Source organism: Brachybacterium sp. sponge, from assembly GCF_001613775.1.
In the GTDB taxonomy this organism is placed as follows: Bacteria; Actinomycetota; Actinomycetes; order Actinomycetales; family Dermabacteraceae; genus Brachybacterium; species Brachybacterium conglomeratum.
This window is the reverse complement of the sequence record NZ_LRMP01000002.1, coordinates 472,778-491,610: the sequence shown is the minus strand read 5'-3', so window position 1 is coordinate 491,610 and position 18,833 is coordinate 472,778. Positions and strand designations below refer to the sequence as shown.

The window sequence follows — 18,833 nt, the reverse complement described above, 5'->3', positions numbered from 1 at the left end:
GCTCGGCGGCCCACTGATCGTCGGCCGCCGATCGGCTCCGGCGACGCACCGGGCAGCATCTCCGAGAGCACCGTTCCACCCGCTCCACCCGGGCGGAACGGTGCTCTCGGCGCTTCGGTCAGGTCGTCTCGACGGGTGGGGCCGTGGCACGGGCCGGCGCCCCATGCCTCGGGAAGAACGCCCAGGCGCCCCGTGCCCGTCGTGAAAAGATGGGCGGATGCTGCTCGTGGATCACTTCCCGCCCGTCCTCCCCGCATCGCTCGAGGGGAGGGTCACCACGCGCCTGCCGATCCCGGCGGACGTCGCGCCGGTGTCCGCGCTGATCACCGCCTCGATGCGCCGCTACGACCCCGAGGCCGCGCCCGACGAGGCCGCGCTGCGCTCGCGCATGGTGGGGCTGAAGTCGTGGGCACGGCGCCAGGTGGTCGTGGTCCCCGTAGCCGCCGACGGCTCTCCCTCCCTCGACCTGCCGCCGCTGGCCTGGATCGCGCTCGAGGACCGCGCCACCGGCCGCACCAACGTCCAGTTCACGATCGCGTCGGAGGCGCCCGAGCGGGATGCGCTCGCCGCCTCCCTGCTGGAGTGGGCCGTCGAGGTCGGCGGGTCCTTCGCCCGCGCCCGCGGCGTGGAGACCTCCAAGCTCACCACCGATGCGAACGAGCTCGACACCGACAAGGAGCGCCTGCTCGCGGCGGCTGGCTACGAGCAGGTCCGCACCTGGCTGCACATGCGCCGTGATGTCACGGCGGAGGAGGCGACGTCGACGCCCGCCCCGCGCGATGGCACGCGGGTGCGCCGGGTCAACCTCCACGACACGGGCCTGCCGGTCGCGCAGGACGTCCGCACCGTGCACCGGATGCTCGAGGAGTCCTTCGCCGACCACTTCAACAGCTACCGCGAGTCCTTCGCCGAGTTCGCCCAGCGCCTCATCGAGAACCCGGAGCAGGCGGACTGGGATCACTGGTGGATCGCCGAGATCGAGCGGGAGGGCCGCTGGCTGCCGGCCGGCGGGCTCGTCGCCGCCCCGATCAGGGCCACCGCCGCCCGCGGCGAAGGCACCTATCTCGAGTACCTCGGCGTGCATCGCAGCGCACGCGGCCACGGGGTGGCGAAGTCGCTGCTGCGCGCCGCGATCCGCGACGCCGCCGAGCGGGGTCGGGAGTTCGTGGACCTCGAGGTCGACGACGACTCCCCCACCGGCGCCGACGGCATCTACGCGTCGATGGGCTGGGAGACCTTCGAGAAGACCCACTCCTGGCACGCGGTCGCCCCCTCGCACCCCTCGCGCCTGCTCGAGCCGCCGACGGAGGTCTGACGGGAGACCTGGCATTCATCGAGCACAGGTATACGAATGACGTATGCTCACGCTCAGTGAAAGGGTGAGATGAAGGATCTGGAGCTCGTGAGGACGATCGCCAGCGCCCCCTTGCGCACGATGCGGTTCCGCGATCTGCAGACCACCGGGACCAACACGTGGCGTCAGCTGGATTCCCTCGTGTCCGGCGGTGCGCTGCTGCGTCTGGCACATGGCATCTACACCGTCCCTCCCGATGGCCGAGATGCACGGCGCTGGCAGCCCGGGCTGGAGAGCGCTGGATTGGCGATCGCGACGGCGCGGCACGGCGAGCGCCGCACGATCCTCATGGGGATCGGTGCAGCCCGCCACTGGGGTGCCATCCCGCGGGCGATCGGCACCACGGTCATCGCGGTCCCGACCGCAGGCCATCATCCTCTGACGATCGGATCCGGAACCGTCCACTTCGTGCAGCGCGACCTCGACCTCGTCGACGCCGCCTTGGAGGAGACCGAGCTGGGTCGAGCACTGGTCACGACTCCGGAGCAGACACACGTCGACCTGCTCATGCGCCCCGCCCAGGGCGGCGACCGCGACACCTCGCTGACCGCGGCCGAAGCTCTCCGCCCGCAGCTGGATCCCGACGAGTACGCGCAGATCATCCGCACGGCGCCCCGGACGAATACCGCGATCCGTCGCACACTCGACGAACTCCGCGCATCACGATGACCTCTCGAGCACCAGGAGTACTCGATACAGGCGAGATGCACGAGATCGCCGAGCTCTTCGGTGTCGGGGAGGCCCAGGTGCGCCGCGACCACGTGATCTCCCACGCACTTGCCGCACTGTCGACTCTCGGGACGCACGACTTCGTCTTCTTCGGCGGCACGGCCCTGTCACGAACTCATCTGCCCGCTCTGCGCCTCTCCGAGGACATCGATCTGATCGCACTCGGCCCTCGGGCCGCCACCGCATCTGCTGTGGGGAAGACGCTCTCACGCCAATTGCGGAGGAGTCTCGGGCGCCCGCGTTTCGCGCCACCCCTCGAGGAGACGCGAGACGCCGATCCGTCGACGATGACGATCGGATCAGTGCGGGTCCAGATCCAGCTGCTCAGCGCATCGCATCTGCCTCCATGGCCGACCGAGATCGTCGACCTCGAACAGCGGTACAGCGATGCCCCGCCCGCCACGATGCGCGTCCTCACACCGGCATCCTTCGCCGCCGCCAAACTTGCCGCCTGGCATGACCGAGCCGCACCGCGCGATCTCTATGACCTCTGGGCTCTGGCCTCCGCCGGGATGATCGATCAGGACGCAGCGACCCTGTTCTCACGCTCCGGTCCGCTGACGTCACCGGAGGCCGTCTCGTTCGCACGGCTCCCCACGCCCGAGGAATGGGAGGCCGCGCTCGGTCACCAATGCCGGCCGGCGGTCACCGCCGACGAAGCCGCCGATGCCGTCCGCAGGGCCTGGGCGCGCTGAACGACCTCGACCCGACGACGAACGGGCCGGGGCCCGAGCCCGCACGCTGTGCGGCGGCTCGGGCCCCGGCCCGTTCGCGGAGGTCACGGCTCAGGCCGCGACGCTCACTCCCACTCGATGGTGCCCGGGGGCTTCGAGGTGATGTCGAGGGTGACGCGGTTGATCTCGGAGACCTCGTTGGTGATGCGGGTCGAGATCCGGGAGAGCACGTCGTAGGGCACCTTGGCCCAGTCCGCGGTCATCGCGTCGTCGCTGGTGACGGGGCGCAGCACGACGGGGTGGCCGTAGGTGCGGCCGTCGCCCTGGACGCCCACGGAGCGCACGTCGGCCAGGAGCACGACGGGGCACTGCCAGATGGTGCGGTCCAGGCCCGCGGCGGTCAGCTCGGCGCGAGCGATCGCGTCGGCGGCGCGCAGGATGTCCAGGCGCTCCTTGGTGACCTCGCCGATGATGCGGATGCCGAGGCCGGGGCCCGGGAAGGGCTGGCGCCAGACGATCTCGTCGGGCAGGCCCAGCTCGGTGCCGACGGCGCGCACCTCGTCCTTGAACAGGGTGCGCAGCGGCTCGACCAGCTCGAAGGAGAGGTCCTCGGGCAGGCCGCCGACGTTGTGGTGGCTCTTGATGTTCGCCGCGCCCTCGCCGCCGCCGGACTCGACGACGTCGGGGTAGAGCGTGCCCTGGACGAGAAAGGCGGTGGACGCCTTCCCGACATGCGCCGAGTCGCCCACGCCCTCGACGACGCCCTGCTCGCGCAGGATCTCCGCCTGGGCCTGCTCGAAGGTGCGGATGAACTCGCGGCCGATGATCTTGCGCTTGGTCTCGGGGTCGGTGACGCCGGCGAGCGCCGTGAGGAACTGCTCCTCGGCATCGACCATGACGAGCTTCGCCCCGCCGGTGGAGGCGCCGAAGGCCTTCTCGATCTGCTCGGACTCGTCCTGGCGCATCAGGCCGTGGTTCACGTACACGCAGGTGAGGCGGTCGCCGATGGCGCGCTGCACGAGCGCCGCGGCGACGGCGGAGTCCACGCCGCCGGAGAGGCCGCAGATCGCGGTGCCCTCGCCCACCTGGGCCCGGATCCGCTCGACCTGCTCCTCGATGACGTTGCCGGTGGTCCAGGACGGCTCGATGCCCGCGCCGCGGTGAAGGAAGTTCTCCAGCACCTCCTGGCCGCGGTCGGAATGGCCCACCTCGGGGTGCCACTGCACGCCGTAGAGCCGCTTCTCGCGGTTCTCGAAGGCGGCGACGGGGCTGGCGGCGGAGGTCGCGACGACGTCGAAGCCCTCGGGCGCCTCGGTCACGGAGTCGCCGTGGCTCATCCACACGTTCTGGTCGACGTCCTGGCCGGAGAGCAGCTCGGAGGAGGCGTCGAGGGCCTCGAGGCGGGTCGCGCCGTACTCGCGCACGCCCGTCGGGGAGACGGTGCCGCCGGCCGCCGCGGCCATCGACTGGAAGCCGTAGCAGAGCCCGAGCACCGGTACGCCGGCCTCGAGCAGGGCCGGGTCCAGGCGGGGCGCGCCCTCGGCGTAGACGGAGCTCGGGCCGCCGGAGAGGATGATCGCGCGGGGGTCCTTCGCGAGCATCTTCTCGACGGTCATCGAGTGCGGGACGATCTCGGAGTAGACCCGGGCCTCGCGCACGCGACGAGCGATGAGCTGTGCGTACTGGGCGCCGAAGTCGACGACGAGGACGGGGCGCTGGTCGGTGTCGGTCACAGGCGCGAGTCTACGTCGCGCCCGGGCCCCGGGGCGCCGCGGTCCGGCTCCCCCGAGGGCGAGCCTGGTCACGCCGGGCTCCGCTCCTCGGGCGCGGGCCCGGCACCGCGGGCCCGGTCGGGAAGGGGCCTGGCGGAAGCGCCCGGGCAGGAAGAGGCCGGACAGGAAGGGTCCGGTCACCCAGCGGTCAGACCCGCTCCTCGTCCTGGATGGTGGGGCGCCGCGCGAGATCGGACTCGACGCGCTGGTGGGTCCAGCGCTCGCCGAAGAAGGACAGCACGGGGACGACGCCGAAGAACATCAGCAGCAGCATCCGCGACAGGCCCCAGCGCATCTTCAGCCACAGGTCGAAGCCGAGCACCACGTAGACCATGTAGATCAGGCCGTGGATCGGGGACCACACCGAGGAGACCTGCTCCCAGAACGGGGAGGTCGAGGTGAACCAGGCGTCGCCGCCGAAGACGACATAGCGCATGGTCATGATGCCCACGAGCACCAGCAGCGCGATCCCCTCCACGATGGAGGCCACGCGGAAGCGGGCGAAGGAGGTCCTGGCGGCGACTTCGTCGAGGGGGCGTTCTGCGGGCACGGTCACACGTCCTTGTCGGGGTTCTGCTGGGGGGTGGGGCGGGAGCTCGGGGCGACGCCCGAGGGGGCGAGTCCGGCGGCGTGGTCCGCGCCGTCTGCCTGATCGGCGGCGGCCCGGTCGGCGGGGGCCGCACCGGCGTCCTGGTCGGGACCGGCCGACGGCCCGGGGCGCGGCCCGTCGTCGGAGGCCTCGGCGAGCAGCCTCTCGACCTCCTCGCGACGGTCGTCGAGCTCGTCGCGATAGGCGGTGCGCACCGAGCGCCACCACAGGTACAGGAAGAACACGCCGAAGGCCACCCATTGGAGGGAGTAGCCGATGTTCTGCCAGTCCAGGCCGCGGGAGAACTGGGACTCCGCCGCGGGCATCGGCGTGAGCGGGGCCTCGGTCTCGTCGAGTGCGAGATAGCCGGCGTACATGGGCGAGCCCCACTCGTTGACCAGCAGCGGGGTCGCGATCTCCCGCGCCACGCCGTCGGCGACGCCGCCGGAGGCGGACTCGCTCGCCTCGAGGCGTCCGGAGAGGTGGACCTCCCCCTCGGGCGCGGCAGGGGCGAGGGAGGGATCGAGCGCGCCATCCTCGCCGGTCACGTCCTCGGCGGGCAGCCAGCCGCGGGCCACGGGCAGGCGGGCCTCGGTGCCGTCCTCGAGCTCGACCAGGAGGGCGGTCACCACGATCACGGCGTCCTCCCCCTCGATCTGGCGACCGGGGACGAGCACCTGCTCGCCGGCGGCGAAGCGTCCGTCGGCCGTGACGATGTCGCCGACCATCTCGTTGGTGACGGCGTCGCCGACGCCGACCACCTCGCGGATGTCGCCGATCTGCTGGGGGCCGTCGGCCTTGTCGGTCAGCGCGCGGTGGGCGCGGTCCCACTGCCATCCGGCGAGGAGACCGCACACGATCGTCGCCACGATCACCAGGGCGAGCAGCCCGAGGAATCGGGGACGGAGGGCGACGCGGAGCATGGCCACCATGGTACGAGGCGGCGCCCGGACGGGGCCTGGAGAGGGACCTCGATCACGTCCGGGTGAACGGGCGACCGGGTCCAGGCCGCCCCACCTGCACCGTTGGGGTCCCCGTCGTCTCGGACCGTCGTCTCGGCGCGGTGCGCGGCGGCCCGTCGGCCGCTCCCCCGTACCCGAGCCGACGGCTCCCGGCCGGGACTCCCGGCCCCGTGCCACGGGAGGGCCGCGCGCCTATGCTGGGGTCGTGTCGCAGAGTGTCTATATCGCCAGCCCGGAGGGGATGACCGGCAAGTCGATGGTGGCTTTCGGTCTGCTCGAAGCCCTCGCCTCCCGATCCGATCGCGTCGGGGTGTTCCGTCCCGTCGTGCGCTCGACGTCCACGCGCGACTACGCGGTGGACCTGCTCATCCGCCATCCCGCCGTCGACCAGGCCTACGAGGACGCGATCGGGGTGGACCACCAGCTGGTCCTGTCCGATCCCGATGCCGCGCACGAGCGGATCCTCGCCCGCCATCGCGAGCTCGCCGAGCGCTACAGCGTGCTGGTCGTGCTCGGCTCGGACTACGACGACCTCGCCAACCCCACCGAGCTCGCCTTCAACGCCGAGGTCGCCGCCAACATGGGCGCTCCGGTGGTGGTGGTGCTCTCGGGGCTGGACCGCAGCCCGGACCAGATCGGGGCGCTCGCAGCGGTCGCCGTCGGCGAGTTCGGCGGCCACCATGCGATGCCGCTGGCCGTCATCGTCAACCGTGCCGAGGCCGCGTCCCTCGACGCCGTGCGCGAGGCCGTCTCGGCGAAGGTGCCCGGCGCGCTGGTCTCCGCGATCCCGGAGAACCCGGTGATCCTGGCGCCGACGGTGCAGGAGCTGAAGGACGCGGTGGACGGCTCGCTGCTGATGGGCAATCCCGAGTGGCTCGAGCGCGTCTCCGTGGGCACGGTCATCGCGGCGATGAGCCTGCCCAACGTCCTCACCCGCCTCACCGAGAACTGCACGGTGATCGCCCCCGGCGACCGCTACGACCTGCTCCCCGGTCTCGTCATGGCGCAGCAGTCGGGCACCTTCCCCGCGCTCTCCTCGATCGTGCTCACGGGCGGCTACGAGGTGCCCGAGGAGGTGGACCGCCTCATCTCCGGCGTGCAGCAGGACCTGCCGATCATCACCTCGGAGCTGTCCACCTTCGACACCGCGGTGCGGATCGCCCGCTCCCGCGGCCGGCTCAGCGCCGCGAGCGCGCAGAAGCTCGACGCGGCGCGTCGCGCGGTCGCCGAGCACCTGCCCACCGAGGAGCTGCTCTCCGCCCTCGAGGTGACCCGCAGCGAGGTGGTCACCCCGATGATGTTCGAGTTCGAGCTGCTGGCCCGCGCCCGCGGGGAGAAGAAGACGATCGTCCTGCCCGAGGGCGAGGACGAGCGGATCCTCGCCGCAGCCGAGTCGATCCTCGCCCGCGGCGTCGCGGACCTGGTACTGCTCGGCGAGGAGAACACGATCCGCGCCAAGGCCTCCCAGCTCGGCCACGACATCTCCGAGGCGCGCGTGGTCTCCCCGCACGATCCGGAGCACGTCGAGCGCTTCGCGGAGGAGTACGCGCGGCTGCGCGCCAAGAAGGGCGTGACCCTCGAGCAGGCCCGCTCGACGGTCCAGGACGTCTCCTACTTCGGCACGATGATGGTGCAGATGGGCGAGGCCGACGGGATGGTCTCCGGCGCGGTCCACTCCACCGCCCACACGATCCGCCCCTCCTTCGAGATCATCAAGACCAGGCCCGGCGCGAAGATCGTCTCCTCGGTGTTCCTGATGGCGCTCGAGGACCGGGTGCTGGTCTACGGCGACTGCGCCGTGAACCCCGACCCCACCGCCGAGCAGCTCGCGGACATCGCGGTGCAGTCCGCGACCACCGCCGCGCAGTTCGGCGTGGACCCGCGGATCGCGATGCTCTCCTACTCCACCGGCACCTCGGGCAGCGGCGCCGACGTGGACAAGGTGCGCGAGGCGACCGAGCTGGTGCGCTCCACCGACCCGTCGCTCGACGTGGAGGGTCCGATCCAGTACGACGCCGCGGTGGACGCCTCGGTCGCCAAGACCAAGCTGCCGGACTCCTCGGTCGCGGGCCGTGCGACGGTGTTCGTCTTCCCGGACCTCAACACCGGCAACAACACCTACAAGGCCGTGCAGCGCTCGGCCGGCGCGATCGCGATCGGCCCCGTCCTGCAGGGCCTGAACAAGCCGGTCAACGACCTCTCCCGCGGAGCGCTCGTGGACGACATCATCAACACCGTCGTGATCACCGCGATCCAGGCCCAGGCGGCCGACGCGGAGAACGCCTCGACGGACCCGACGAAGGAGAAGGCATGACCACCTCCGCCCACGCCTCCTCCGACAGCGCCGAGCACCCCCGGACGATCCCGGACGCCGCGACGGTGCTCGTGCTGAACTCGGGCTCCTCCTCGCTGAAGTTCCAGCTGCTGGACCCGACCGCGGAGGAGGTCTTCGCCTCCGGGATCGTCGAGCGGATCGGCCTGGACAACGGCGTCGCGCGGCTGGAGACGGGCTCGGTCACCCAGCCCTTCTCGGGCGAGGTGCCGAACCACGTCGTGGCCATGGAAGTGGTCGTGCGGCTGTTCGAGCAGGCGGGTCTCTCCCTCGAGGAGGCGAACGTGGTCGCGGTCGGCCACCGCGTGGTGCAGGGCGGGGCGCGCTTCTCGGCCCCGAAGCTCATCGACTCCTGGGTGCGGGACCAGATCAAGGACCTCGGCGCGCTCGCGCCGCTGCACAACCCCGCGGCGGTCGACGGGATCGACGCGGCCCGCAAGCTATTCCCCGCGATCCCGCACGTGGCCGTGTTCGACACCGCCTTCTTCACCACTTTGCCGGACGCGGCGCGCACCTATGCGCTGAACAAGCAGGTCGCCGACGAGTACCGGATCCGTCGCTACGGCGCCCACGGCACCAGCCACCGCTACGTCTCCGAGCAGGTCACCGCGCACTTCGCCGCGCGGGGCGAGGACACCTCCGCGCTGCGCCAGATCGTGCTCCACCTCGGCAACGGCGCCTCCGCCTCGGCGGTGCGCGGCGGCGAGCCGGTGGAGACCTCCATGGGGCTCACCCCGCTCGAGGGCCTCGTGATGGGCACCCGGACCGGGGACATCGACCCGGCCGTGTACGCCCACCTCTCCCGCAGCGCGGGGATGGACATCGACGAGATCGACACCCTGCTGAACAAGCGCTCCGGCATGCAGGGGCTGTGCGGGATGAGCGACTTCCGCGACATCACCGCCGCGATCCGCGACGGGAACCAGGACGCGGAGCTGGCGATGCAGGTGTACGTGCACCGGCTGCGCAAGTACGTCGGCTCCTACGCCTTCGTGCTCGGCGGCCTCGACGCGATCACCTTCACCGCCGGCATCGGCGAGAACGTGCCGGAGGTGCGCGAGCGCGTGCTCTCCGGGCTCGAGGGCTTCGGGATCCGCCTGGACCCCGCCCGCAACGCCGAGCGCGTCAAGGGCGTCCGGGTCATCTCGGCCGACGACTCGCCGGTGACCGTGCTGATCGTCCCCACCGACGAGGAGCTCGCGATCGCGCAGCAGGCGCTGGAGGTCGCGCGCGCGAAGCGCTGAGCAGGTCGAGCGGGCGGCGAGGTCGACCCGGCGGAGCACCGCCTCGCGCTCGCACGCGCTCAGGAGCTCGCGTCGGCGTCCGGGGCCTCGTCCTCGTCCAGCACGTTGGTCCCGCTCTCGTAGACGGAGGTCGGCGTGTAGACGCTGTAGGACGACGAGGTCGGGGTGTACAGCGAGCCGACGGCACGCTCGTCCGACGGCGCGGCGTCCGTCGACGCAGCGCCTGATGCCGCAGCATTCGTCGGCGCAGCAGTGGTCGGAGCAGCGCCGGTCGGAGCAGCAGCGGTCGGCGCAGCAGCGGTCGGCGCAGCATCGGTCCCAGCGGCACCCCAGGCGGCGGCGCTCGTCGGCGCCGGGTCCGTCAGTGCGGCGTCGGGTGGGGCGGAGTCGGGAGTCACGGTCCGGGCGGCGTCGGGACCGTCCGCCCCGGTCGCGCTCCGTGTCTCGGCGGCCGCGGCGAGCACCGAGGCCGTCGCGGCGAGACCCACGGCGCGGGCCGGATCCTCCAGGTGCGGGGTCGGGATCGCTCGGCCGGCCCGTCCTTCGCCGCAGCGCCGGTGGCCGGCGCGTCCGTGCGGGTCCGCTGCACGCGGCGCACGGTCCGGGTCCGCGTGACGGACGAGCGGGTCTCCCGGCGAGCGGTCCCGATCCAGGAGTCGTCGCCGGGCTCCTAGTCCTTCGCGTTCAGGTGCTTGATGGCCCCGGCGAAGACCCCGACGACCACCAGCATCAGGACGAAGAATCCCTCCATCGTCGCTCCCCCTCATCCGTCCACCACCGTCGGTCCGCATCGCTGCGGAGCAGTTCAGTGTGCCAGGCGCCGCCGCCGCGCGACAGAGCTCACTCGCACGATGCCGCTCTCGTCGAGCGCGACGAACCGCCCCGGTCGGCGGGCGCCGGCCAGCCGCGCCGCTGGATATCCTGTGCTTCGCATCCATGCGTCCTGAGGGGGAACCGATGACCTATCCGCCTGCCTACGGCCCTGCCCACAGCTACGCCCCGGCCCCGCGCCGTCGCCGTCGTGGGGTGAAGCGCACTGTCTTCGGCGCGCTCGGGCTCGTCGCCAACGCCGTCGGGCTCGTCGTGATGCCGATCGTCGCGGCGCTCATCGGCAGTGCGATGGTCATCGCCGGGAACACCGAGATGACGCCGCTGGACCCCTCCGGGGACACCTTCCAGGCCTCCTCATGGTCGATGTACACGATCGCCGCGCCTGCGGACGACCACGGCACGACGAGCTGCGAGATCGAGGGCGCGGACATCTCCGTCTCGCCGTCGGAGGCCCAGGACGTCTCAGTGGGGAGCGTGGACGGCGAGCCCTATTACGACCTCTACGACGTGCAGGTCTACGGCGATCAGGAGGTGAGCGTGACCTGCACGGGCGCCGAGGCCATCGCCCTCTGGGACGCGGGGATGGGAGGCATCCTGGTGAGCCTCGGGATCGGCGTGCTCCTGCCCGTGGTGCTCGGCCTCATCGCGCTGGTGATGACGATCTGGGGGATCATCGCGCTGGTGCGCTCCGCCTGAGCTCCTGCGCCGAGGAGCCTGCAGCTCGAGATCTCGCAGGGATCCCGACGCGAGGAGCTCGCGTCGCGCAACGGCGCGGCAGGCCGTCGCAGGTGTGCCTCCTCGCCGCTCAGCCGAGGGGGTCCGCGGCGCGTCGCTGCGCGGCCTCGAGGCAGGCGACGGCCCAGCCCTGATGGTCGTGGACGAACTCGTCGCGCCAGGTGATGCCGAGCGCCTCCGCCATCTCCCAGCGGTGCTGCGCGCCGAGCTCGCGGAAGGTCCCGCCGGGGATCCGCAGACGCTCCCGCTCCCTGTCGGCCTCCCCGTCGTGCACCGCACCCGGGAGATCCGTCGCGGCGGCGATGCGCTCGGAGCCCTCGGACCGTCCCGCTCCCTCGCCGTCCCGTGCGCGGGAGCGAGCACGGCCCTTCCTGCTCCGCGTCGCCTCCGTCGCATCCGCGCGGCGGGGCCGGCGCAGCAGGAGCAGGGGCACCTGGACCACGAGCCCCAGGGCGAGGGTGAGCGGGATCAGCCCGGAGCCGAGGTCGACCACCCAGCGGATCGAGAACCCCAGCAGGCCCGGCCGCAGCGCCCAGTGGTCCTGTGAGGTGAGGATCCACAGCGCGAGGAAGAACGCGGCCGCGAACAGGTAGTAGGAGCGCCGCAGCTTCGCCTCGAGGCGCATGTCCTCCTCGGTCATCTCCTCGTCGCTCATCGCCCCTCCTCCCGGTCGCCGTCATCATCGGAGAGGTCGTCCGACGCGTCCTCACCACCCTGTCCGGAGCTGTACAGGGTGGTGGGGGTGTAGACCGAGCCGATGTCGCCGGGGCTCCACAGCGCGTGATCGGATGCTGCCGGATCCGAGGAGACCGTCGCCTCCCCGCCGACAGGGGCGGAAGTCTCGGGATCGGAAGGCGCCGCGTCGGTGCGTTCGACGGGCGCGGACTCCCCCGCCTCGGTCACCGTCGCTGCCGTCGCCGTCGCAGCCGCCGCCGGGGTCCCCGCCGCCCGGCGGACCTTCGTCGGCCCGTCCTGGAGTGCGTGCAGGATCTCGAGGAAGCCCCGCGCCCCGCCCTCGGTCTCGTAGCGGCTGTGCCAGGGCAGTCCGGCCTCGTCCGCGAGGCCCCGCAGCTCGGCGATCCCGAGCTCGAGCTCCTCCCCCGGCGTGGCACCGGCAACGCCGATGCTGCCGTCGTCGGAGAAGACGAGGGAGTCGAGACGGTCACGGTCCCGCCTCCCGGCGCGCGGCGTCCCGCCCCGGGCACCGCCCTCACGCGCGCGGCCCGTCCGGGAGCTCGACGTGCCGGAGCGCGTCGCCCGGGCGCCGTCCGCACGGGGATCGTCCTGCTGCCGCTCGGCACCGGCCGCATCGGCGTGGCGGGGCCGTCGACCGAGCGCGACGGCGGCGGGAAGCACGGCCATGACCAGTACGAGCACCACGATCAGCAGCGGCACGAAGTCGTACATCGCCCAGGAGGCGAGCCGATGGAGCACGCCGAGATCGGAGGCCTGCGCGCCGCTGCTCATCAGGGACGCGAGGGACCGGTGCAGGTACCACCCCGGTGCCTCGTAGTCCGCGCCGTGGAACGGCCCGTACAGCAGCAGCATCACGACGGCGACGCCGAAGAGCCCGAGGCCGAGCACCACGAGCGGCCGGCGACCCCTCCTCGCCGCGGGCGCTGTCATCCCCGTCGTCTCAGACGGTGGTGACGACCTCGACCCGCTGGAACTCCTTGAGGTCGAGGTAGCCGGTGGTCGCCATCGCGTGGCGCAGCGCGCCGACGAGGTTGGTGGTGCCGTCGGCGGAGATCGACGGGCCGAAGAGGATCTGCTCGAGCGGGGCGACGGTCCCGACCGGGACGCGGTGGCCGCGGGTGAGCGTGGGGTGGTGCGCCTCGCTGCCCCAGTGGTGGCCGCGGCCGGGCGCCTCCTCGGCGCGGGCCAGGGCCGCGCCGACCATCAGGCCGTCGGCGCCGCAGGCGATCGCCTTGACCAGGTCTCCGCTGCGGCCCAGCCCGCCGTCGGCGATGACGTGCACGTAGCGGCCGCCGGACTCGTCCATGTAGTCGCGGCGGGCGGCGGCGACGTCGGCCACGGCGCTGGCGAGCGGGACCTGGATGCCGAGGGTCTCGCGGGTGGTCTGCGAGGCGCCGCCGCCGAAGCCGACGAGCACTCCCGCGGCGCCGGTGCGCATCAGGTGCAGGGCCGCGGTGTAGGTCGCGCAGCCGCCGACGATGACGGGGACGTCGAGCTCGTAGATGAACCGCTTGAGGTTCAGCGGCTCACGGCCGGTGGAGACGTGCTCGGCGGAGACGGTGGTGCCGCGGATGAAGAAGAGGTCCACGCCCGCGTCGACGACCGTCTTCCAGTGCTCCTGGGTGCGCTGCGGGGAGAGGGAGCCGGCCGCGGTCACGCCCGCCTCGCGCAGCTGCTGGATGCGGTCGCGGATCAGCTCGGGCTTGATCGGCTCCTCGTAGACGCTGCGCATCACCTCGACCACGCCCTCCTCGGAGGCGGCGGCGATGCGGTCGAACTGCGCGGAGGGGTCCTCGTAGCGGGTCCACAGGCCCTCGAGGTCCAGCACGCCGAGTCCGCCGTGCTCGCCGAGCGCGATCGCGGTCTCCGGGGACATCAGGGAGTCCATCGGGGCGGCGAAGATCGGGATGTCGAAGTGGTAGGCGTCCACCTGCCAGGCGGTGGAGACGTCCTCCGGGTCCCGGGTGCGTCGGGAGGGGACCACCGCCACGTCGTCGAAGCTGTAGCTGCGGCGTCCCCGCTTGTTGCGGCCGATCTCGATCTCGCTCATCACACCGGGGAGTCTACCGATCCCGGGGACCGCGACGGGCCGGCCGCCGGGGAGGGCCGCCGCCCCGGGTCGTCACAGCGGCCAGGCGGTGTTCACGTCCGGGGTCCTGCCCTTCTTCGTGAGCCACTCGTTCATGCCCTCGGCCCAGCGCCCATGCCAGCCCACCTGCTCGCGGTGGAGCTCCTCGAGGGCGGAGGAGGCGACCTGCGGGTACTTCGCGGCGATCGCGCGGACCACGTCGAGGGTGGCGGAGACGTCGACGTCGGCGGTGTGGAGGCGGCCGTCCTGCTCGAGGCCGTAGTGGGCGAGGACGTCGGTGAGGGTGCGCTTGCCCTTGCGGTAGCGATCCACGCCGCGGTCGATGACGAGCCCGTCGATCACGGGCGCGATGTCGTGGCCGAGCCGCTGGACGAGCGTGGGCAGGCCCAGGCGGGTCAGCTCGTTCTCGAGGATCGCCAGGTCGAAGCCGATGTTGAAGGCGACCAGCGGAACCTCCTTCCCGAGCGCCTCGACGATCATGCCCGCGACCTCGTCGAGCGCCTCGGCGGGCTGCATGCCGTGCTCGCGGGCGTGCTCGGTGCTGATCCCGTGCACGCGCTGGGCGGGCTCGGGGATCTCCACCCCCGGGTCGATCAGCCAGGTCGCGACGGTCTCGTTCTCGCGGCCGGGGCCGACGGAGTGCACGAGCGCGACCGTGACGATCCGGTCCCGCTCGACGTTCGTGCCGGTGGTCTCGGTGTCGAAGCCCAGCAGCGGGGCGTCGATCCAGGAGGGGGTGCTCATGCCCTCAAGGCTAGAGCCCGTCGCCCACAGCTCGTCCCGCACGGCAAGTGCTGTGGACGCGAGGGCCATGGGGAGGAATGATCACGGGGCACGACCCGCTTCCCGACCTCGAGGAGACCCGATGCCCGCTCCCGCCCTGTACCTGCACCTGCCCGGCACCGCCGCCGAGGCGCTCGATTTCTACCAGGGGGTCTTCGGCGGGGAGACCTCGACCGCGACCTATGCCGAGTTCGGTCGGACCGACGGCCCCGGCTCCGCGATCGCCCACGGCATGCTGCGTGGCGCGGTGGACCTGTACGTCTCCGACGCGGGCGAGCACGACGAGCCGTTCTCCGCCCGCGGGCTCATGGTCGCGCTGCTCGGCGCGGCCGAGCCCACCACGCTGCGCACCTGGTTCGCGGCGCTCGCCGAGGGAGGCGACGTGGTCGACCCGCTGCAGCGGCGCGACTGGGGCGCTTCCGACGGCCAGGTCCGCGACCGCTACGCGGTGCTGTGGCTGATCGGCTACGAGCACGGCACGGACCCGACGGCCGACGCCACCAGCACGCAGGGGGACACCACCATCACGCAGGAGTGACCGGGCCGTCGGCCGACGGAGCGCAGCACCGCCGGGTGCCCGATGACGTCGGCGCGACGAACCCGGCGGCCTCCCTCAGCGCGAGGAGTAGTTCGGGGCCTCCATGATCGCGGCCATGTCGTGGGGGTGGGACTCCTTGAGCCCGGCCGCGGTGATGCGCACGAACTTCCCGCGCTCCTTCAGCTCGGGCACGGTGTTCGCGCCGACGTAGAACATCGACTGGTGCAGACCGCCGATGAGCTGGTGGACGACGGAGCCGAGCTGCCCCTTGTAGGAGACGCGGCCCTCGATGCCCTCGGGGACGATCTTGTCGTCGCTGGGGACGTCGGCCTGGAAGTAGCGGTCCTTGGAGAAGGACTTCTTGCCGCGCGAGGACATCGCGCCGAGCGAGCCCATGCCGCGGTAGGCCTTGTACTGCTTGCCGCCGACGAGCACGACCTCGCCCGGGGACTCCTCGGTGCCGGCCAGCAGGGAGCCGACCATGACCGTGTCGGCGCCGGCGACGAGCGCCTTGGCGATGTCGCCGGAGTACTGCAGGCCGCCGTCGCCGATCAGCGGCACGCCCGCGGGGCCGCAGGCCTTGGCGGCCTCGTGGATCGCGGTGACCTGCGGGACGCCGACGCCGGCGACCACGCGGGTGGTGCAGATCGAGCCGGGGCCCACGCCGACCTTGACCGCGTCGGCGCCCGCGTCGACGAGCGCCTGCGCGCCCTCGCGGGTGGCGACGTTGCCGCCGATGATCTGGACGTCGGCGAAGTAGGGGTCGTTCTTCAGGGTGCGGATCATCTCCAGCGCCAGGCGGGCGTGGCCGTTGGCGGTGTCGACGACGAGCACGTCGGCGCCGGCGTCGCGCAGCTGGCCGGCGCGCTCGAGAGAGTCGCCGAAGAAGCCGACGCCCGCGCCGACGAGGAGGCGGCCCTGGCTGTCCTTGGAGGCGTCGGGGAACTGCTCGGACTTCACGAAGTCCTTCACGGTGATGAGCCCGGTCAGGCGGCCCTCGGCGTCGATCAGCGGGAGGCGCTCGCGCTTGTTCTTCCGCAGCAGGGCGGTGGCCTGCTCGGGGGTGACGTCCTCCGGCGCGGTGAACAGCTCGGTGGTCATCACGTCGGCGACGCGGGTGGTGGACCACTCGGCGACGGGGATGAAGCGCAGGTCGCGGTTGGTGCAGATGCCCAGCAGGCGCTGGCCCTGGTCGACGACGGGCAGGCCGGAGACGCGGAACTGGCCGCACAGGGCGTCGAAGTCCTCGAGTGTCGCCTCGGGGCCGATCGTGACGGGGTTCGTGATGCGGCCGGTCTGGGTGCGCTTGACGAGGTCGACCTGGTGGGCCTGGTCCTCGATGGAGAGGTTGCGGTGGAGGATGCCGATGCCGCCGTGGCGGGCCATCGCGATCGCCATCCGCGACTCGGTCACGGTGTCCATCGCGGCGCTGGCGAGGGGGAGCTTGAGGGTGATCTCCCTGGTGAGCCGGGAGGAGGTGTCCGCCTCGGAGGGGATCACGTCGGTCTCCCCGGGAAGCAGCAGGACGTCGTCGTAGGTCAGGCCGATGAAACCGAAGGGATCCGCGCTCGTCATGCAGAAATGCTACGTCCCGGCACGCGGTGACGGGCAGGCCGTCCGACGTGGGAACGGCCACGTCCTCGGCCCGCTCCCGCCCCGGGAGTTCACCCCGAAGTCACCACGAGGACACTTCTGGGCCTAGAGTGGCCGCGGCGCGCGCGGGCCGTCCCGGCCCTCGCTCCCCCTCCCCCGCCCCTCCTCACCCCGGGAACGCGACGATGGCACGCACCTCCGCCCAGGACTCGACCGACGCCCCCGCGACCAAGGGCTTCCTCGGTCCCGACCGCAACTGGCACCTCGGTGCCGGGCTGATGACCCTCGCGACCGTGGTCGCGTTCACGATCTGGGCCTTCACCCACACCGGCACCGACGTCAACGCCTTCCTGCTGATCCTCGCGATCGCGTTCGGGCTGTTCATGGCGTTCAACATCGGCGGCAACGACGTCGCGAACTCCTTCGGCACGAGCGTCGGCGCCGGCACGCTGACCATGAAGCAGGCGCTCGTCGTCGCGGCGGTCTTCGAGGTCTCCGGCGCGGTGCTCGCCGGTGGCTCCGTCACCGAGACCGTGCGCAGCGGCATCGTGGACCTCGAGGGCATGTCGATCGACCCGCTCGCGTTCGCGCTGATCATGATGTCGGCCCTGCTGGGCGCTGCGGTGTGGCTGCTGCTGGCGACCAGGATGGGCTGGCCGGTCTCCACCACCCACGCGATCATCGGCGGCATCGTCGGCGCGGCGGTGACCACCGGCCTGGTCACCGGCACCGGCGGCTTCGCCATGGTGCAGTGGGGCGAGATCGGGAAGATCGCCGTGTCCTGGATCCTCTCCCCTCTGCTGGGCGGCATCGCCTCCTTCCTCCTGTTCGGGGCGATCAAGCGCCGGATCCTCGCCCCCGCCGCCCGCGCGATCGCGCTCGGCTCGCGTGGCTACGACGACGCGGAGGACGACGAGGACGACGATGAGGAAGACGACGCGGACGAGTCGTGGCAGCGTCACGTGCCCGCCTCCGAGCGCATGACGGAGCTGCAGCAGTCCGCCTTCGCCGAGTCCGCGGCGCTGGACCTCACCCCGGGCGGCCCCGGCGCCGAGCTCGTCGAAGCGTCCGCGGGGCTGACCAAGAAGGAGCGCAAGGCGGCCCGCAAGGTGGAGCGCAAGGCCGCCTACCATGCCCTGGAGAAGCGGGTCCCGCCGCTGGCCGCGGGCGCCGCGGTGCTCCTGGCCGCGATGCTGGTGTTCAAGGGCCTGAAGAACGTGGGGCTGGAGCTCACCGTCGGCGGCGGCATCCTGCTGCTGACGATGATCGCGCTCGGCGTGTGGATGGCGACGACAATCTTCGCGCGCGCGCTGAAGAAGCAGTCGATCTCGCGCGCCACCTTCATCATGTTCAGCTGGATGCAGGTGTTCACCGCCTGCGCCTTCGCCTTCTCCCACGGCGCCAACGACATCGCCAACGCGATCGGCCCCTTCGTGGCGGTCCTCGACGTGCTCAAGACCGGTCAGATCGGTGCCGAGGCCGCGGTGCCCACCGCCGCCCTGATCGCCTTCGGCATCGCGCTGGTCTCGGGGCTGTGGTTCGTGGGCCGCAAGGTGATCCACACCGTCGGCACCGGTCTGACCGCGATGCATCCCTCCTCGGGCTTCGCCGCGGAGCTGGCGGCGGCGACGATCGTGCTGCTCGCCTCGGTGCTCGGCCTGCCCGTCTCCTCCACGCACATCCTGATCGGCGCGGTGCTCGGCGTCGGGGTCGTCAACCACGCCGCGAACTGGCGGCTCATGCGGCCGATCGCGCTCGCCTGGATCATCACCCTGCCCGCCGCCGCGGGCATCGGCGCGGTGGTCGTGCTGGTGCTCCGCGCGATCTTCTGAGGCCCCGGCCTCCCGGGCGCACGTCTCCGCGGCCCTCCGCCGCGGTACCCGCACCCCGGCCGCGTCCACGAGGACGCCGC

17 protein-coding genes are annotated in these 18,833 nt (G+C 72.1%); 8 read left to right on the top strand and 9 right to left on the bottom strand.

Going from position 1 to position 18,833, the window contains the following annotated elements:
• Positions 1-217: 217 nt before the first annotated feature.
• The 3 genes from A4A78_RS10240 (at position 218) to A4A78_RS10230 (ending at position 2,778) form a co-directional block, all read left to right on the top strand.
• Positions 218-1,315 (top strand): GNAT family N-acetyltransferase, encoded by a 1,098-nt coding sequence (locus A4A78_RS10240; protein WP_062948905.1) that lies wholly within the window; start codon positions 218-220, stop codon positions 1,313-1,315.
• A gap of 69 nt (positions 1,316-1,384) precedes the next feature.
• A complete protein-coding gene (locus A4A78_RS10235) occupies positions 1,385-2,023 on the top strand; it encodes a type IV toxin-antitoxin system AbiEi family antitoxin (RefSeq protein ID WP_062948903.1) in 639 nt (212 codons plus the stop codon).
• Between the two features lie 35 nt (positions 2,024-2,058).
• On the top strand, positions 2,059-2,778 hold the full coding sequence (locus A4A78_RS10230) for a nucleotidyl transferase AbiEii/AbiGii toxin family protein (RefSeq protein ID WP_197466667.1): 720 nt from the start codon (positions 2,059-2,061) through the stop codon (positions 2,776-2,778).
• A 104-nt stretch (positions 2,779-2,882) separates the two neighbouring features.
• Here the strand turns inward: A4A78_RS10230 and guaA are convergent, their stop codons facing one another.
• From guaA to A4A78_RS10215, 3 genes are all read right to left on the bottom strand, one after another.
• The gene (gene guaA / locus A4A78_RS10225) at positions 2,883-4,490 is read right to left on the bottom strand and encodes a glutamine-hydrolyzing GMP synthase (RefSeq protein WP_062948899.1); all 1,608 of its coding nucleotides are present in this window, start codon (positions 4,488-4,490) and stop codon (positions 2,883-2,885) included.
• A 187-nt stretch (positions 4,491-4,677) separates the two neighbouring features.
• The gene (locus A4A78_RS10220; protein ID WP_231881012.1) at positions 4,678-5,079 is read right to left on the bottom strand and encodes a DUF3817 domain-containing protein; all 402 of its coding nucleotides are present in this window, start codon (positions 5,077-5,079) and stop codon (positions 4,678-4,680) included.
• Between the two features lie 2 nt (positions 5,080-5,081).
• Positions 5,082-6,041: an SURF1 family protein gene (locus A4A78_RS10215; protein WP_062948895.1), complete on the bottom strand. Its 960-nt coding sequence runs from the start codon at positions 6,039-6,041 to the stop codon at positions 5,082-5,084.
• A 244-nt stretch (positions 6,042-6,285) separates the two neighbouring features.
• Here A4A78_RS10215 and pta point away from each other — a divergent pair, with 244 nt between their 5' ends.
• Together pta and A4A78_RS10205 are read left to right on the top strand one after the other, a co-directional pair.
• Complete coding sequence (pta, locus tag A4A78_RS10210; protein ID WP_082835295.1) at positions 6,286-8,394, top strand: phosphate acetyltransferase; 2,109 nt, start codon at positions 6,286-6,288, stop codon at positions 8,392-8,394.
• Positions 8,391-9,656 (top strand): acetate kinase, encoded by a 1,266-nt coding sequence (locus A4A78_RS10205; protein WP_197466666.1) that lies wholly within the window; start codon positions 8,391-8,393, stop codon positions 9,654-9,656. Before pta ends, A4A78_RS10205 begins: the two co-directional genes overlap by 4 nt.
• Positions 9,657-9,715: 59 nt before the next feature.
• Here the strand turns inward: A4A78_RS10205 and A4A78_RS10200 are convergent, their stop codons facing one another.
• Positions 9,716-10,144 carry a hypothetical protein gene (locus A4A78_RS10200; RefSeq protein WP_062948891.1) on the bottom strand — a complete coding sequence of 143 codons (429 nt, stop codon included), beginning with the start codon at positions 10,142-10,144 and terminating at the stop codon, positions 9,716-9,718.
• 469 nt (positions 10,145-10,613) lie between these two features.
• Here A4A78_RS10200 and A4A78_RS10195 point away from each other — a divergent pair, with 469 nt between their 5' ends.
• Complete coding sequence (locus tag A4A78_RS10195; RefSeq protein ID WP_062948889.1) at positions 10,614-11,183, top strand: hypothetical protein; 570 nt, start codon at positions 10,614-10,616, stop codon at positions 11,181-11,183.
• Positions 11,184-11,292: 109 nt separating this feature from the next.
• Here the strand turns inward: A4A78_RS10195 and A4A78_RS10190 are convergent, their stop codons facing one another.
• The 4 genes from A4A78_RS10190 to A4A78_RS10175 form a co-directional block, all read right to left on the bottom strand.
• A complete protein-coding gene (locus A4A78_RS10190) occupies positions 11,293-11,877 on the bottom strand; it encodes a hypothetical protein (RefSeq protein ID WP_062948887.1) in 585 nt (194 codons plus the stop codon).
• A complete protein-coding gene (locus A4A78_RS10185; RefSeq protein WP_156488604.1) occupies positions 11,874-12,848 on the bottom strand; it encodes a hypothetical protein in 975 nt (324 codons plus the stop codon). The genes A4A78_RS10190 and A4A78_RS10185 overlap by 4 nt, the downstream gene beginning before the upstream one ends.
• 10 nt (positions 12,849-12,858) lie before the next feature.
• Positions 12,859-13,968: a GuaB3 family IMP dehydrogenase-related protein gene (locus A4A78_RS10180; protein WP_197466665.1), complete on the bottom strand. Its 1,110-nt coding sequence runs from the start codon at positions 13,966-13,968 to the stop codon at positions 12,859-12,861.
• Positions 13,969-14,040: 72 nt separating this feature from the next.
• Positions 14,041-14,751 (bottom strand): exonuclease domain-containing protein, encoded by a 711-nt coding sequence (locus A4A78_RS10175; RefSeq protein ID WP_062948881.1) that lies wholly within the window; start codon positions 14,749-14,751, stop codon positions 14,041-14,043.
• A gap of 121 nt (positions 14,752-14,872) precedes the next feature.
• Here A4A78_RS10175 and A4A78_RS10170 point away from each other — a divergent pair, with 121 nt between their 5' ends.
• A complete protein-coding gene (locus tag A4A78_RS10170) occupies positions 14,873-15,328 on the top strand; it encodes a VOC family protein (RefSeq protein ID WP_062948879.1) in 456 nt (151 codons plus the stop codon).
• A gap of 75 nt (positions 15,329-15,403) precedes the next feature.
• Here A4A78_RS10170 and guaB read toward each other — a convergent pair whose 3' ends face one another.
• The gene (gene guaB, locus A4A78_RS10165; RefSeq protein WP_062948877.1) at positions 15,404-16,903 is read right to left on the bottom strand and encodes an IMP dehydrogenase; all 1,500 of its coding nucleotides are present in this window, start codon (positions 16,901-16,903) and stop codon (positions 15,404-15,406) included.
• 203 nt (positions 16,904-17,106) lie between these two features.
• Here guaB and A4A78_RS10160 point away from each other — a divergent pair, with 203 nt between their 5' ends.
• On the top strand, positions 17,107-18,753 hold the full coding sequence (locus A4A78_RS10160; protein ID WP_062948875.1) for an inorganic phosphate transporter: 1,647 nt from the start codon (positions 17,107-17,109) through the stop codon (positions 18,751-18,753).
• The last annotated feature ends 80 nt before the right edge of the window (positions 18,754-18,833 follow it).